Raw genomic sequence first — 14601 nt, 5'->3', positions numbered from 1 at the left:
GGGCGGCCGAACCCCCGCCGCGGTCAGACGGCGTCGAGCCGCGCCCGTAACTCGGCGTCCGCGCGCTCGATCAGGGCGTCGACCGGCTCGTCGAGGTACGTCGCCCACTGGTCGACGAACCCCGACCGCCCGAGCATCCTGACGACCTCGTAGACCGGGCGGCGCCGCTCGAACCCCGCCGGGAGCCCCCCGGCCCGCTCGCGATACCCCTCGCGGAGGGCGGCGGCGAACCGCTCCGGGCCGGTCGAATCGAAGCCGTTGAGCAGTTGGTCCTCGGCGCGGACGAGGTCCCGCGCCGGGTCGCCCACGTGAGACAGCTCCCAGTCGATCGCCGCCACCGCGTCGGCGTCGACGAAGAGGTTCGGCTTCGTGATGTCGCCGTGGAGCAGCGCGGCCGGCGCCTCGTCGAGCGTCTCCCGGTTCGCGCGGACGCAGTCGATCACCGCGTCGTAGTGGCTCGCGAGCCGCTCGCTGGTGCCGATCTCGCGTGTCCGCTCGACCGTCGCGAGCAGCACGTCGGACCACGGCGCGAACGCTATCGAGAGCCCGGTCGGCCCGTCGGGTCCCGCGGACGTTTCTTTCTCCGCGGTCGCCGCGCGCTCCGCCGCGCTCCCGCGCTCCGTCCCCGCGCCGACGATCTCCCCGTGGTCCGGGAACCGGTCGGCGTGGAGCGCGGCGAGCGCGGCCCCGACGCGGCGGAGCAGTCGCTCGCGCTCGTCGCCGCTCGCCGCCTCGTAGGCGTCCAACAGCCCGCGACCGGGCGCCGGCGCCGTCGCGAGGTACGCCGGGTTGCCGTCGGGCTCGGCCGCCAGCACCTCGGGAACCGCGAGTGGCCCGTGTTCGGCGACGTAGCGGAGCACGGCGCGCTCGCGGGCGAGTCGGCGGCTCTCGTCGGCCAGCGCGACCTTGAGGAACGCCCGGCCGCCGTCGGCGAAGACGACGCCCACCGTCTCGTTGGCGCCGTTCCACGAGGGGCCGACGCCCGTCAATCGGTCCACGGCCCGGTCCGGAAACGCCGCCGCGAGTGCCCGTTCGATCGGCTCTGACCCGGCACCGTTCATACCCTTTTTCGGTGCGGGGGCGTGTTAATATTTTTGTCAGGACGGCATTTGTCGTGGTGCGTGAGCGCTCGGAATACGTTTCAGAATCCTGTTACCGCGTGATTATCGACACGCTCATACGTGTTGGCGAACCAGAATAAGCTCGTGAAAGACGGGGTTTCGGGCGAGCGCATCGGGTTCGAGGTCGACGGGACGACGCTCACGGTCCGCGACGTGATCGAGGGCGAAGAGATGGAGTTCCGCGCCGACCGCGAGCCGGAGCTCTCGCCGGCGCTTCCGGCCCTGTTCCCCTCCCCGGTCGACAACGCCGTCAGCTTCGAGGCGACGTCGCTCGCCGTCCCGGCGTACACGTCGATCGTCGTTCGCGACGCCGAGGGCGAGTTCGTCGAGCGCCCGAACGATCCAACGGAATTCCCGCGGGGATCGTACTGTGTCGAGACCACGGGCGCAGTGAAGTCGACCCTCAGAGTCGAAGACGCGGAGCTGTCGGTCAGCGGCGTCGAGGGACCGGAATCGGTCGAGATATCGCTGGACCGTCCCGCGACCGTCTCCCTCGGCGTCCGCTCGCTCCATACCCGGCCGGAGGCGACGATCACCGTCCCGGACGACCCGGAAGCCCTCGCGGAGGCGGTGTCGGTGCTGGGATCGTCCATCAGGGAGTTTTCCGCGGAGCGGTCCTGGCCGACGCTTCGGGGGTACCCGCCCCGCATCCACCGAGGGGAGTCGCTCGAAATCCCGAGCCCGCTGACCGTCCCGGACACGGGCGTCGAGGTGGTCGTCCGACCGACGTACGCCGACGTGTACCGCCTCTCGACGCTCGCCTACTACCTCGGGGCCCGGATGACGATCGGCGAGGCGCCGGCCGTCCGGCTCGACAACGGGTACACGGAGCGGCTTCCCACCGACGGCCACCGGCTCGAAGAGCGGGCAGCGGACCTGCTTCGCACGTGGTTCTTCCTCGACACGCTCGTGCGGACCGACGGCTACACGATCTCCGACAGGGCGGAGTACGACCTGGTCGGCCCGCAACTGCCGTTTTACCCGCCGAACCTAGCCGATCTCCCACTGAGCGAACGGCTGATAGAGTTCCTCGAGGTCGACGCGGAAACCGTTGAGCCGTACGCTCCCGAGTGGGCGGCGGAAGCGGTGCTTCGTCCCGGCCCCGAAGGGGCCGAGCTCCTGCCGCACCTGGCCAACATTCTCGCGCCGATTCGAGTCCGTGGCTCCGCCGAGGGGGTTCGCTCGGGAGATCCGGTCGGAGTCACGACGGCGGACTGGCCGACCGGCAGCCGATCGCTCTCCTCCTGCGAGGGCGACTCGGTTCCCGTCCCGGACTCGATACCGGAGTGGACCGCCGCGGCGCTCCCGGCGGCGTACGAACACGAGCTTCGGCGGACGCCCCCGGACGCCGGAGGCGCGAACGTCACCCTCCTCGTTCGGTCCGAAGAGCGAGCGCGGCGACTGCGCGAGGCGCTCACGAGCCCGTCGACGCCGGCCGGCGTCGGGTCGCTCTCGATTCTCGAAACGCCGACGACGGACTCAGTCGCGGACGCGCTGTCGGACCCGTCGATCGACCTGTTGTACTCCGATCTCTCCGTTCGCGAAGGCCTGCCGGTCGCGGACGACCTCCCTCGTTACCCGGCGGCCGACGACCGATCGGCTCCGGCCGTCAGCGTCTTCGAGGGAAGCTCACGTCCCGCCGTCGCCGTCGACACGGTCCGCCGCGGCGGCACCGGGGCCGCGGTGATCGACGGTCACATCCCGGCGGACCAGATTCGAACCGCGATCGAACTGCTCGCCGCGGAAGGCCTCCCGCTCGACACGGCCCTCGCGACGCTACGGCTTCCCAGTCACCCCCCGGTCCGCTTCGCGGGCAACTGCTCGACCAACGTGATGCCTCCGAACCCTCCGACGCCGAGGCTCATCTCCGTCGAGTCGGTCTCGGAGTCGCAACACCGAGTCACCTGGCGAACGGTGCTTTCCCCGGCTTCGTGGCTCGGGGCGGAGTATCAGATCGTCTACGACTGTTTCGACGAGAAGACCCGGCTCGTGGGACGCGACCCGACGGAGCGGCCGATTCTCTCCTCGGAAGTGGTGGCAGACTGGTCGACCGAGCCCGACACCACGCTGTTCCTCAACGGTCAGTTCGTGCCCCCGACAGTCGATCTCACCGTCGAGGACGTCGAAGCATCGGCTCGGAAGGCGCTCGCGACCGACGAGTCCGGCGCCGGCGATCCGACCGAACTCCGCAGCGAGTCCGAGTGACGCGACTGACGCTGCGCCGAGCGCCGCGAACCGAGTCCGCCTCGGCGACGCCGTCGCGGATCACGCCCGGCGACATTTTTTATCCCTCGGCCGACCAATCTCCGCGTATGCCCCAGATCCACCTCGACGAGGAGACGGTCGAGCGGCTCGACGCGCTCCGGGTCGACGACGAGGAGTACGACGAGATCGTGAGCGAACTGATCAACATCTACGAGGCGGAGGAGCTGACGCTGTTCCGCGGCAGCGACCTGAAGTAAGTCCGGCGTCGCCCCCGCGTCCCGGGCCGCCCCGCTACTCCTGATACGCGACGCGGACCTGTTCCCACTTGCCGACCTCCTCTAGGTGCGCCTGTAGCTCGTCGGCGTACTCCTGGACGAGCCGCTCGGCGGCCTCCAGTTCCTCGTCGGACGACCCGCCGCCACCGCCGAGCCCGAGCGCGCCCTTGATCGAGTCGACGACGCCGCCGCCGCCGGAGCCGCCCGAGTCGCCCCCGGGGGCGCCGCCCATCCCCGCCATCTGCGACCGGAGGTTCTCCAGTTCGGGCATGATCGCGGGCAGGCTCGACGTGTCCGCGACGACGCGGGCGGCCTCCGGGTCGTCGGCGTTCTCGATCTCGAACTCCGTGGCCGTCATGATCAGTCCCCACTCCTGGCTGGAGAAGCGCGACGCCGCGACGCGCTCGTTGAACTGGTTGTCGACGGTCATCCGCTCGCCGACGATGGCGTCGGTCCACTCGCTCATACCCCCCGTTCGCCGGTCGCGGTGAAAAGTCCGTCCCCCCGCGGCGAGCGCCGGGTCCGCCCCCGTCCCGCTACCGCCGCAGGTCGTCGAACGCGCCCCCTGCGAGACCGGGACCCGTCGGGACCGCGATCCGGCCGCCCTCGACCGGACAGGGGTCCGGCGCCAGGTCACCGTCGAGCAGCGACGCGGTCGCGAGGCCGCAGGGCGACACGTCTGGGACCGCGGCCGCGACGTGGACGGCGGCCGTCCGGGCGACCACCGCGTCGATCGTGGTGGTGACGACCGGGTCGACGCCGGACTCTCGCGCCTGCAGCGCGGCCGCGAGCGCGCGATCCGGCCCGCCGAGCGCCATCGGCTTGAGCACGACCGCGTCGGCCGCGCCCGCGTCGAGCACCGCGCCGATCCCGCGGGCCGCGACCGACTCGTCGGCGGCGATCGGGACGCCGCCGCCGTCGTCTCTCCCGTCGTCGCCCTCGCCTCCGCCGTCGCTCCCGTCGCCGTCGGCCGGGTCGCCCCGGCGAAGCGCCGCCAGGCCGTCGAGGTCGTCCGCCGGGAGCGGCTGTTCGACGTACGCGAGGTCGAAGGCGGCCAGCGCGTCCAGCGCGCGGGACGCCGTCTCGCGGTCCCACGCGCCGTTCGCGTCGGCGCGGAGCGCGACCGCGTCGCCGACGGCCTCTCGGACGGCGCGGACGCGCTCGATGTCGGCGCCGACGCCGCGGGCGCCGACCTTCACCTTCAGGCAGTCGAACCCCGCCTCGACCGCGCGCCTCGCGTCGGCGGCGGTCTCCACCGGAGAGCCGTCTCCGACGGTCGCGTTGACCGGGACCGCGTCCGCGGGGGCGACCCCGGCGCCGGCCGTGTCCGCGAGGTGAGCGGCGAGGCGCCGTCCGCGCTCGCGGGCCGCGGCGTCGGCGACCGCGAGGGAGACGCCGTGGCGCGCGGCCGGCGTCGACGCCGCGTCCAGCGCCTCCGCGGGCGAGTCGACTTCGCTCCGGTCGCCGAGGCCGTCGAGCGCGGCCTCGCAGGCCTCCCGCGACTCCGTCCAGCCCGGGAGCGGCGTCGCCTCGCCGAGGCCGGCCGCGCCGTCCTCTGCCGTCTCTCGTTCAACGGTGACCACGAACCCCTCCCGGCGGCCGATCTCCCCGCGGGCGGTGCCGAGCGGTCCGGTCAGGTCGAGCGCGAACGGCCGGTGTCGAACGGTCCGGGCCGGCCCCCCGCCGCGCGGGTCGTCGTGGGTCACACCGCCAGTCCGACCGCGAACGCGACGGCGTACGCGGCGAGCAGTTTGCCGGTCGATTCGAGCGCGGGGTTGAGGGCCTCGCCGGAGGTCTCGGTCAACACGGTCCGCGCGACGGTCGCCGCCAGCGGGAGCGTGACGAGCGGGAGCAGCGTCGCGAGGCCGTCCCCGCGCGCGACGAACCACAGCGGGGCGAGGTACGCGAGGGCGAGCATCGCGAGGTACTCGCCGCGGGCGAACCGGTAGCCGAAGCGGACGGCGAGCGTGCGCTTGCCGGTCGAGGCGTCCTCCTCGCGGTCGCGGAGGTTGTTGACGACGAGAATGTTCGTCGACAGCGCGGCGATCGGGAGGCTCGCGACCGCGGCCCCGACGGTGACGGCCTCACCGGGCACCCCGACCGGGAACCACCCGGCGAGGAGCGCCGCGGCCTGGACGTAGTACGTCCCCGTCACGGCGATCACGCCGAAGAAGACGAACACGAAGAGGTCGCCGAGCCCGTGGTAGCCGAGCGGGTACGGGCCGCCGGTGTACGCGATCCCGGCCGCGACGGAGGCGAGTCCGATCACGAGGATCGGGACGCCGCCGACGGCGACGAGGTAGGTGCCGACGCCGATGGCGGCCGCGAAGGTGAGCCACATCGCCCGCTTCACCTCGGCCGGTTCGATGAGGCCGCTGGCGACGACGCGGGTGAACCCCTCGCGGTCGTCGGTGTCGGCGCCCTGGATCGCGTCGTAGTAGTCGTTCGCGAAGTTCGTCCCGACCTGGATCAGCGCCGCGCCGACGAGCGCCGCCAGCGCGGGCAGCGGGGCGAACACCCCGTCCGCGAGCGCCAAGCCGACGCCGACGATCACCGGCGCGGCCGCGGCCGGGAGCGTCTGCGGCCGGGCGGCGATCAGCCACGCCCGCCGGCGGGTGACCTCGGTGCTCATTACCCTCGGTTGGTGCGTGGCGTCCCTTAAGGTTGCCATCGCGGATCGCCGCCGCGCCCCCGCGGCCGCTCGCGGCGAGCGATACCGAGTGGCACACACCTATGCTCCCCGAGCGCGACCGGGCGCCATGGCCCGCGTTCCCTACGCCGAGGCGTCGGACGTGCCGGACGAGCACGAGGACCTCCTGGAGTCGTCGCTCCAGGGAAAACCGCTCCGCGTGTACCAGTCGGTCGGCAACAACCCCGAGGTGTTGGCGGGGCTGCGGTCGTTCCTCGGGTCGCTGCGGACCGACAGCGGCCTCACGGAGCGGGAGCGCGAGCTCGTCATCCTGGCGGTCGCGAGCGAGGTCGGCAACCGCTACGAGTGGCACCAACACGTCAACATCGCCCGTGGGGCTGGGGTCGACGACGACGCGATCGCAGCGCTCGGGCGCGGTGACACCGGTCCCTTCGGCGACGGCGAGACGACCCTGATCGAGTACGCCCTCGCGGTCGTCCGCGGCGAGGTCGACGCGGTGGCGCACGACGAGGTCGCGGCGCTGTACGACGACGAGGCGATCGTCGGTATCGCCGCGACCGCGCGGGGGTACGACGCGCTCGGCGGGATGATCGACGCGTTCGACCTCGAACTGGAGCCCGGAACCGAGTTCCACGGGTGGGACCCCCGGTAACGACCGACAGGTTCGACAGGGTCCGGCCCGTATCGCGGGTATGACCGACACGGAGGCCGCGTCGGCGAACGGGATCGAGGCGCGGTACGAGGAGACGGACGGCGAACGACGGCTCACCTTCTCGCGGGACGGCCGCGAGGCGACCGTCGCGCAGAACGTCGAGGGGTACGCCATGCTGAAGGTCCGGCCCGGCCCCGACGGCGACGAGTTGGAGCGGTACTACGGGTTCGACATGGCGCTCGACCACGCCGCCGAACTCCTCGGCGTCGCCGTCCCCGACCTCCCGGTGCCGGACGCCGCCGCCGACATGGGGATGTAATCGCGGAGGAACTCGTTTCCTCAGTGGATGCTCTTCGCGGCCGAGACCGGACGCCGCGAGGACTCCGCAACATGATCCGGTACCCGGAACGCGAGCCGAACGCCTTCGAGCGGTCGAGCGACCGCGAGCGAACCGCGCGTCCGGGCGACAGCGCGAGCGACGCCGCGGTCTGTTCGCGTGTGAACCGTCGCCACTGATGAAAATAAATAACCATAGGGCATCATAGGCGTGGATGAATATTCTCAATAGCCATATCGGTTTATGAGCGGCACCGGTACGAGGAGTCACGATGGAGCGAAGACAGTTCTTGCGCGGTACCGGCGCGGCGATCGGCGGCTCGCTCGCCGCGGGCTGTGTCGGGGGCGGGAGCGGCTCGGGTACGGTGACGGTCGACTACGCGTACTACAACCCGGTCAGCCTCGTATTGCGCGAGAAAGGCTGGCTCGAGGCGACGTTCGCGGACACCGGCACCGACGTCGAGTGGGTGTTGAGCCTCGGCAGCAACCAGGCGAACGAGTACGCGCAGAGCGGCGAGGCCGACGTCTCCTCGACCGCCGGCATCGCGGCGCTGATGGCGCGCACGAACGGCGTGCCGATCACGACGCCGTACGTCTACTCGGAGCCGGAGTGGACGGCCCTCGTCACCTTCCGGGAGACCGGGATCGAGTCGGTCGCAGACCTGGAGGGGAAGCGGGTCGCCGCGACCCGCGGGACGGACCCGTACTTCTTCCTGCTCCAGGCGCTCGGTGACGCCGGGCTGAGCGAGGACGACGTCGAGGTCGTCAACCTCCAGCACCCGGAGGGGCAGTCCGCGCTGGTCCGGGGCGACGTGGACGCGTGGGCCGGGCTCGACCCGCACATGGCCGAGCTCGAGCTCGAACACGAGGGGGCCGAGCTGTTCTTCCGCGAGCCGCGGTACAACACCTACGGCTTCCTGAACTTCCTCGACGGGTTCCTCGCGGACCGCACGGAGCAGGCGCGCCGCGTCCTGGAAGCCTACGAGCGCGGCCGCCAGTGGGCGGTCGAGAACCCCGAGGCGACCGCGGGGATCCTCGCGGACGCCTCCGAGATGTCCGCGCCGGTCGCGGAGCGCGTGTTCACTCGGCGGACCGACCTCTCCGAGCCGATCCCGGGCGAACCGCACCGCGAACTGCTCTCTGACCTCTCGCCGGTCCTCGAACGCGAGGGGCTCGTGACCGACGACGCCGACCCGGCCGGGGCCGTCGACGAGCTGATCGACTCCGAGTTCGCGACCGAGGTCGCCTGAGATGGCCGCGGACACCCCTCACGAGTCCGAGGCCCGCCGCGGGTCGGACGGCGACGGGTCGGCCCGGAGCGCCGAGTCGCGCGGTCTCGGGCCGGTCCCGCTCTCCGCCGCGAGCCGGCTTCGGCCGCTGCTCGGCCTGCTCGTCCCCGCCGCGCTGGTCGTCGGCTGGCACGTCGCGGTCGCGACCGGGGTCTTCGCGGCCCACCAGCTGCCGGCGCCGCTGCGGGTGGCGGAGACGCTCCGGGGGATGGCCGCCTCCGGCGAGCTGTGGGGCCACGTCGCGATCACGGTTCAGCGCGTCGTTCTCGGCGCCGGCCTCGGAATCGCCGTCGGAATTCTGTTCGGGACCGCGACCGGGCTCTCGCGGACCGCGAGCGACCTCCTCGACCCGCTCTTACAGAGCCTCAAGAACATCCCGTCGCTGGCGTGGGTGCCGCTGTTCCTCCTCTGGTTCGGCATCGGCGAGACCGCGAAGGTGCTGCTCATCGCCGTCGGCGCGTTCTTCCCGGTGTACCTCAACCTCTCGACCGGTATCGCCGCGGTCGACGAGGAGCTGCTGGAAGTCGCCGAGGTGTACGACCTCGGCCGCCTCGAGTCGCTGCGGCGGGTCGTGTTCCCGGCCGCGCTCCCGGACCTGCTCGTCGGGGTCCGCGGCGGCGTCGGGCTGGCGTGGATGTTCGTGGTCGCCGCGGAGCTGATCGCGGCGAGCCAGGGGATCGGGTTCCTGCTGAGCGACGGGCGGACCCTCGCGCGGCCCGACGTCATCGTCGGGTCGATCCTGCTCTTCGCGTTCCTCGGCAACTGCTCGGACCTCGCGGTGAAGGGAGTGAGAGACCGTGTCGTCGGACGCTGACGCCGACCTCGCGCCGCCGACCGCCGACGCCGCGCCCCCGGACGCGGACCCCGTCCTCGCGGTCGACGGCCTCCGGGTGCGGTACGACGACACCGTCGCGCTCGGCGGCGTCGACCTCGCGGTCGCGGACGGGGAGTTCGTCGCCGTCGTCGGCCCGTCGGGCTGCGGCAAGTCGACGCTGCTCCGCGTGCTCTCGGGGCTCGAAGCCGAGTTCGGCGGGCGCGTCACGGTCGACGGGACGGACGTGCGCGACGGCGGCAGCGACGCGGTCGGGATGGTGTTCCAGGAGCCGCGGCTGCTCGACTGGGCGGACGTGCGCGAGAACGTCGCCGTCGGGCTCCCGGCCGACGTGGACCCGGATACCGAGGCGGCCCGCGAGCGCGTCGACGACCTGATCGAGACGGTCGGGCTCGACGGGTTCGCCGAGAGCCGCCCGGGCGAACTCTCCGGCGGCATGGCCCAGCGCGTCGCGCTCGCGCGCGGCCTCGCCTACGACCCGTCCGTGCTGCTGCTCGACGAGCCCTTCTCCGCGCTCGACCGCCTGACGAAGGCCGACCAGCAGGACCACCTGCTCGACGTGTGGGCGGAGCGGGGAACGACCGTCGTCCTCGTCACCCACGACGTCGAGGAGGCCGTCTACCTCGCGGACCGCGTCGCCGTCCTCGGCGGCCAGCCCGGCACGGTCGAGTCGGTCGTCGACGTGGACATCGACCGCCCCCGCGACCGGGCGGACGCCGACTTGGTCGCGCTCCGGCGCGAGGTGACGGCGGCGCTCGGTCGGTGAGGGCGCACCGCAGCGATCCCTGACGCGCACCGGCGGCGCCGCACGCCGATCCGCGGCGCCGCGCGCTGCCCGCCGCCTTCCGTCGCCTCGTGCCACCGCGTGTCGCGACGCGCGTTCCCACCGCGCGCCGGTTGCGGAGCGAAAGAAACGAACGTCGATCCGGCTTATTAATCGGCTTCCGGATCGGAATACGTCCCCGATCACCGGTGTGTGTATAATCTCCTTAAGGTGTAATGATGCCGGCGCTGTCCTGCGGTTCTTTCGGTTCCCCTCGCGGCGCGCCGAACTGCCGGTCCGCTCCGATTTTGCGATCGTCCAAACCGTTAAGTAGCCGACCGTCTTGTCGTGAGTCGATGACAGACATCACGGAGGCTTCGTCGGACACCCCGGCGGATCGAGTTCTTCCAGGGCACGATAGCTTCTAACGTCGACATAGGTCCGGTACGGATCTTCGACACGACCCTGCGAGACGGAGAACAGTCACCACGGACGTCGTTCAGCTACGACGAGAAACGCCGCATAGCGGCGACGCTGGACGACATGAACACCCACGTCATTGAGGCGGGGTTCCCGGTCAACTCGGACGCGGAGTTCGAGGCCGTCAGCGACATCGCCGCCGCGACGGACACCACCGTCTGCGGGCTGGCGCGGGTCGTCGAGGGCGACATCGACGCCGCGCTCGACTCCGGCGTCGAGATGGTCCACGTGTTCGTCTCCACCAGCGACGTCCAGCTGGAGGACTCGATGCACGCGACCCGCGAGGAGGCGAAGGGGCGCGCGGTCGACGCCGTCGAGCAGGTGAAAGACGCCGGCGTCGAGTGTATGTTCTCGCCGATGGACGCCACTCGGACGGACCCGGAGTACCTGATCGACATCGTCGAGGCCGTCTCCGACGCCGGCACCGACTGGATCAACATCCCCGACACCTGCGGCGTCGGGATGCCGACCAGCTTCGGCGAGACGGTGAAGGCCGTCGTGGAGGCAACCGACGCCCGCGTCGACGTCCACACCCACGACGACTTCGGGATGGCGGCGGCGAACGCCGTGGCGGGCTTCGAGAACGGCGCCGAGCAGGCGCAGGTGTCGGTCAACGGGATCGGCGAGCGCGCCGGCAACGCCGCCTACGAGGAAGTCGTCATGGCCGTCGAGTCGGTGTACGGCGTCGACACGGGCATCGACACGACCCGGATCACCAAGCTGGCCCGGATCGTCGAGGAGGCCTCGGACATCCCGGTGCCGGCGAACAAGCCGATCACCGGGCGGAACGCGTTCGCCCACGAGTCCGGCATCCACGCCGCGGGCGTCATCGAGAACGCCGACACGTTCGAGACCGGCGTGATGGCCCCGGAGATGGTGGGCGCGGAGCGCGAGTTCGTGCTGGGCAAACACACCGGCACGCACAGCGTGCGCAAGCACTTGGTGGAGGCCGGCTTCGACCCGACGGACAGCGAGGTCCGGAAGATAACCAAGCGGGTCAAGGAGTACGGCGCCGGCAAGCGGCAGGTGACCGCCGGCGACGTCGAGCGGTTCGCCGAAGAGGCGGGCGTCGCGCGCGAGGAGGAGGTCCGGGTCTGATGGACCCTGCCCCGGCCGGAGCGCCCCCCGAGCGACCGCGAGGACGGTCGCGGGAGCACCCGACCGAGGGGCCGCGCGCCGCCCGGCGCCGCGTCCCCCGACAGGAATTTATACCCCGGCCGCGTTGCCTCGGGCGAGATGCGACGGCGTTCCACGGCCGCGGCGCGCGCGAGCGTCCCGGGAGCCGTCGCGCCGATCATCGTAGGGGTCTGACCCCCTACACTACCCCTTCCTCACCGACGCGACGCACCGCCGAACGCCGGCGGCCGGACCGTTCCCGAACCCCGGAGTGCCGCGCTCGACGGGTCGAGGCCGCCCCCGGCCGCCCCGCGTTCGCAGCGACCGACACGACAACCCGCCAGATGCAACACCGCACACCACCACGACAATGAGCGACACAGCAGCACAGCCGCGATCCGACGTCGACGAGTCGGACGACGGCGCGACCGAGGAACCGACCGACCCGGACGACGGACCGGCCGCGGGCGCCGTCTCGACCGGCGCCGAGTCGGTCGTCGCCGCCCTCGAGGCCGCGGGCGCGAAGACCGCCTTCGGCGTTCAGGGCGGCGCGATCATGCCCGTCTACGACGCCCTGTACGACTCGTCGATCCGGCACGTGACGATGGCCCACGAGCAGGGCGCGGCCCACGCCGCCGACGCGTACGGCGTCGTCGCCGGCGAGCCGGGCCTCTGTATGGCCACGTCCGGCCCGGGCGCGACGAACCTCGTCACGGGCATCGCCGACGCCGACATGGACTCCGACGCGATGGTCGCGCTGACCGGCCAGGTCCCGACGGAGTTCGTCGGGAACGACGCGTTCCAGGAGACGGACACGATCGGGGTCACCCGCCCCATCACGAAGCACAACTACTTCGCGGGCGGGGCCGACACCGTCGGCGACACCGTCGGCGAGGCGTTCGAGCTGTCGCGGGCCGGACGCCCGGGGCCGACCCTCGTCGACCTCCCGAAGGACGTGACGCAGGACGAGACCGATCGGACGCCCGGGCCGGCGACGCCGCCCGCGGGGACCGACCCCGACCCGAACGCCGACGCCGACGCGGTCGAGGCGGCCGCGCGCGCCATCGAGGCCGCCGAGCGTCCCCTCTGTCTGTTCGGCGGCGGCGTCATCAAGGCCGACGCGAGCGACGAGGCGCGGACGTTCGCCCGGAGCTACGGGATCCCCGTGACCACGACGATGCCGGGGATCGGGTCGTTCCCCGAGGACGACGACCTCTCGCTCTCGTGGGCGGGGATGCACGGCACCGGCTACGCGAACCTCGCGATCACTCACACCGACTGCCTGATCGCGGTCGGGACGCGGTTCGACGACCGCCTCACGGGCGGCATCGACACGTTCGCGCCCGAGGCCGAGGTGATCCACGTCGACATAGACCCCGCGGAGATCAGCAAGAACGTCCACGCCGACTACCCGCTGATCGGCGACGCCGGGCGCGTGTTGGACCAGCTGACGGCGGCGGTCCGCGAGGCGCCCGACGCCGCCGCGTGGCGCGAGCGTTGCGAGGAGTGGAAGGAGACGTACCCGCTCACGTACGCGACGCCGGACGACGAGCCGCTGAAGCCGCAGTTCGTCGTCGAGGCGTTCGACGAGGCGACCGACGACGACACCATCGTGACGACCGGCGTCGGGCAACACCAGATGTGGGCCTCGCAGTTCTGGACGTACACGGAGCCTCGCACGTGGGTCTCCTCGCACGGGCTCGGCACGATGGGGTACGGCGTGCCCGCCGCGGTCGGCGCGCGCGTCGCCGCCGACACGATGGGCGAGGAGGACCGCGACGTCGTCTGCTTCGACGGCGACGGCTCCTTCCTAATGACGATGCAGGAGCTGTCGGTCGCGGTCCGGGAGGAGCTAGACGTCACCATCGCGGTGCTGAACAACGAGTACATCGGCATGGTGCGGCAGTGGCAGGACGCCTTCTACGAGGGGCGCCACATGGCGTCCGACTACACGTGGATGCCCGAGTTCGACAAGCTCGCGGAGGCGTTCGGCGCCCTCGGGCTGCGCGTCGACGACTACGACGAGGTCGCGCCCGCGGTCGAGGAAGCGCTCGACTACGAGGGGCCGGCCGTGGTCGACTTCCACGTCGACCCCGGGGAGAACGTCCTGCCGATGGTGCCGAGCGGCGGCGCGAACGGGAAGTTCGCGGCCGCGGAGGACCAGCTATGAGCGGCGACTCCCCGTCCGCCGGCGCGCCGGAGGCCGACTCGCGGCCCCTCCCCGACGAGCAGCCCGGGCCGGACGAGCGCGACCACCCCGAGGGGCGCCGGAATCTGGAGGGGATCCGGATCGACCCGGTCGTCGAGGCCGAACACGAGTCGCGGCGCGCGGTCATCTCGGCGCTCGTCGAGGACGAGCCCGGCGTGCTCGCGTGCGTCTCCGGACTCGTCTCCCGCCGGCAGTTCAACATCGAGAGCCTGACGGTCGGGCCGACGACCGTCGACGGCCACTCGCGGATCACGATGGTCGTCGAGGAGACGGACCCCGGCATCGACCAGATCGAAAAGCAGATGGCGAAGCTGAAGCCGGTCATCTCGGTCGGCGAGGTCGCGGGCGACGCGGTCACCTCGGAGCTCGTCCTGCTGAAGGTCGAGGCCGACGACCCCGCCGCGGTCCACGCCGTCTCCGAGATGTACGACGGCCGGACGGTCGACGCCGGCCCGGACACGATCACGGTCGAGCTCACCGGCGACAAGGCGAGCGTCGACAGCGCGATAAGCGCCTTCGACCGGTTCGGCATCGTCGAGATCGCGCGGACGGGCCCGACCGCCCTCGCGCGCGGCGACACCCCCACGGCGCCAGGAGAGAAACCCGGAACGGCCGGCGAGCCGACGACGCACGACGACTGACACGCGGACCCACGCGGACACAACACGATACA

At 71.9% G+C, this 14601-nt stretch carries 15 protein-coding genes; 11 read left to right on the top strand and 4 right to left on the bottom strand.

Features of this window, described 5'->3' with window-relative positions:
• Positions 1 to 23: 23 nt before the first annotated feature.
• Positions 24 to 1061, bottom strand: a complete 1038-nt coding sequence (locus EXE48_RS08335; protein WP_053772177.1) for a phosphotransferase family protein — start codon at positions 1059 to 1061, stop codon at positions 24 to 26.
• Between the two features lie 144 nt (positions 1062 to 1205).
• Between EXE48_RS08335 and EXE48_RS08330 the strand changes: the two genes are divergently transcribed.
• Together EXE48_RS08330 and EXE48_RS18740 are read left to right on the top strand one after the other, a co-directional pair.
• Positions 1206 to 3326, top strand: a complete 2121-nt coding sequence (locus EXE48_RS08330; RefSeq protein ID WP_137711202.1) for a hypothetical protein — start codon at positions 1206 to 1208, stop codon at positions 3324 to 3326.
• A gap of 107 nt (positions 3327 to 3433) precedes the next feature.
• Positions 3434 to 3583, top strand: coding sequence for a DUF7557 family protein (locus EXE48_RS18740; RefSeq protein ID WP_167551910.1), 150 nt, complete (start codon positions 3434 to 3436; stop codon positions 3581 to 3583).
• Between the two features lie 34 nt (positions 3584 to 3617).
• On the opposite strand, the gene EXE48_RS08325 is transcribed toward EXE48_RS18740, so the two are convergent.
• From EXE48_RS08325 to EXE48_RS08315, 3 genes are all read right to left on the bottom strand, one after another.
• Entirely contained in the window at positions 3618 to 4067 is a 450-nt protein-coding gene (locus tag EXE48_RS08325) for a DUF5799 family protein (RefSeq protein WP_137707220.1), read from the bottom strand.
• A gap of 70 nt (positions 4068 to 4137) precedes the next feature.
• Entirely contained in the window at positions 4138 to 5307 is a 1170-nt protein-coding gene (locus EXE48_RS08320) for a mandelate racemase/muconate lactonizing enzyme family protein (protein WP_137711201.1), read from the bottom strand.
• Positions 5304 to 6233 carry a 1,4-dihydroxy-2-naphthoate polyprenyltransferase gene (locus EXE48_RS08315; protein ID WP_053772174.1) on the bottom strand — a complete coding sequence of 310 codons (930 nt, stop codon included), beginning with the start codon at positions 6231 to 6233 and terminating at the stop codon, positions 5304 to 5306. Before EXE48_RS08315 ends, EXE48_RS08320 begins: the two co-directional genes overlap by 4 nt.
• 127 nt (positions 6234 to 6360) lie before the next feature.
• Here EXE48_RS08315 and EXE48_RS08310 point away from each other — a divergent pair, with 127 nt between their 5' ends.
• The 9 genes from EXE48_RS08310 to ilvN all read left to right on the top strand — a co-directional run bounded on the left by EXE48_RS08310 (position 6361) and on the right by ilvN (position 14569).
• The gene (locus EXE48_RS08310) at positions 6361 to 6903 is read left to right on the top strand and encodes a carboxymuconolactone decarboxylase family protein (protein WP_137711200.1); all 543 of its coding nucleotides are present in this window, start codon (positions 6361 to 6363) and stop codon (positions 6901 to 6903) included.
• Positions 6904 to 6943: 40 nt separating this feature from the next.
• The gene (locus tag EXE48_RS08305) at positions 6944 to 7222 is read left to right on the top strand and encodes a DUF7111 family protein (protein WP_121562113.1); all 279 of its coding nucleotides are present in this window, start codon (positions 6944 to 6946) and stop codon (positions 7220 to 7222) included.
• A 71-nt stretch (positions 7223 to 7293) separates the two neighbouring features.
• Positions 7294 to 7419, top strand: coding sequence for a hypothetical protein (locus tag EXE48_RS19255; protein ID WP_255510278.1), 126 nt, complete (start codon positions 7294 to 7296; stop codon positions 7417 to 7419).
• A gap of 92 nt (positions 7420 to 7511) precedes the next feature.
• Complete coding sequence (locus EXE48_RS08300) at positions 7512 to 8489, top strand: aliphatic sulfonate ABC transporter substrate-binding protein (protein ID WP_053772171.1); 978 nt, start codon at positions 7512 to 7514, stop codon at positions 8487 to 8489.
• Position 8490: 1 nt separating this feature from the next.
• Entirely contained in the window at positions 8491 to 9342 is an 852-nt protein-coding gene (locus EXE48_RS08295; protein ID WP_053772170.1) for an ABC transporter permease, read from the top strand.
• The gene (locus tag EXE48_RS08290; RefSeq protein WP_137711199.1) at positions 9326 to 10126 is read left to right on the top strand and encodes an ABC transporter ATP-binding protein; all 801 of its coding nucleotides are present in this window, start codon (positions 9326 to 9328) and stop codon (positions 10124 to 10126) included. The genes EXE48_RS08295 and EXE48_RS08290 overlap by 17 nt, the downstream gene beginning before the upstream one ends.
• 393 nt (positions 10127 to 10519) lie before the next feature.
• Complete coding sequence (locus EXE48_RS08285) at positions 10520 to 11701, top strand: LeuA family protein (protein WP_443984487.1); 1182 nt, start codon at positions 10520 to 10522, stop codon at positions 11699 to 11701.
• Between the two features lie 388 nt (positions 11702 to 12089).
• Positions 12090 to 13889, top strand: coding sequence for a biosynthetic-type acetolactate synthase large subunit (gene ilvB, locus EXE48_RS08280; RefSeq protein ID WP_137711197.1), 1800 nt, complete (start codon positions 12090 to 12092; stop codon positions 13887 to 13889).
• Positions 13886 to 14569, top strand: coding sequence for an acetolactate synthase small subunit (ilvN, locus tag EXE48_RS08275; RefSeq protein WP_137711196.1), 684 nt, complete (start codon positions 13886 to 13888; stop codon positions 14567 to 14569). The genes ilvB and ilvN overlap by 4 nt, the downstream gene beginning before the upstream one ends.
• Positions 14570 to 14601 lie beyond the last annotated feature (32 nt).

Source organism: Halorubrum sp. ASP1 (genome assembly GCF_005435135.1).
GTDB lineage: Archaea > Halobacteriota > Halobacteria > Halobacteriales > Haloferacaceae > Halorubrum > Halorubrum tropicale.
This window is presented reverse-complemented; position numbering and strand designations above follow the sequence as displayed.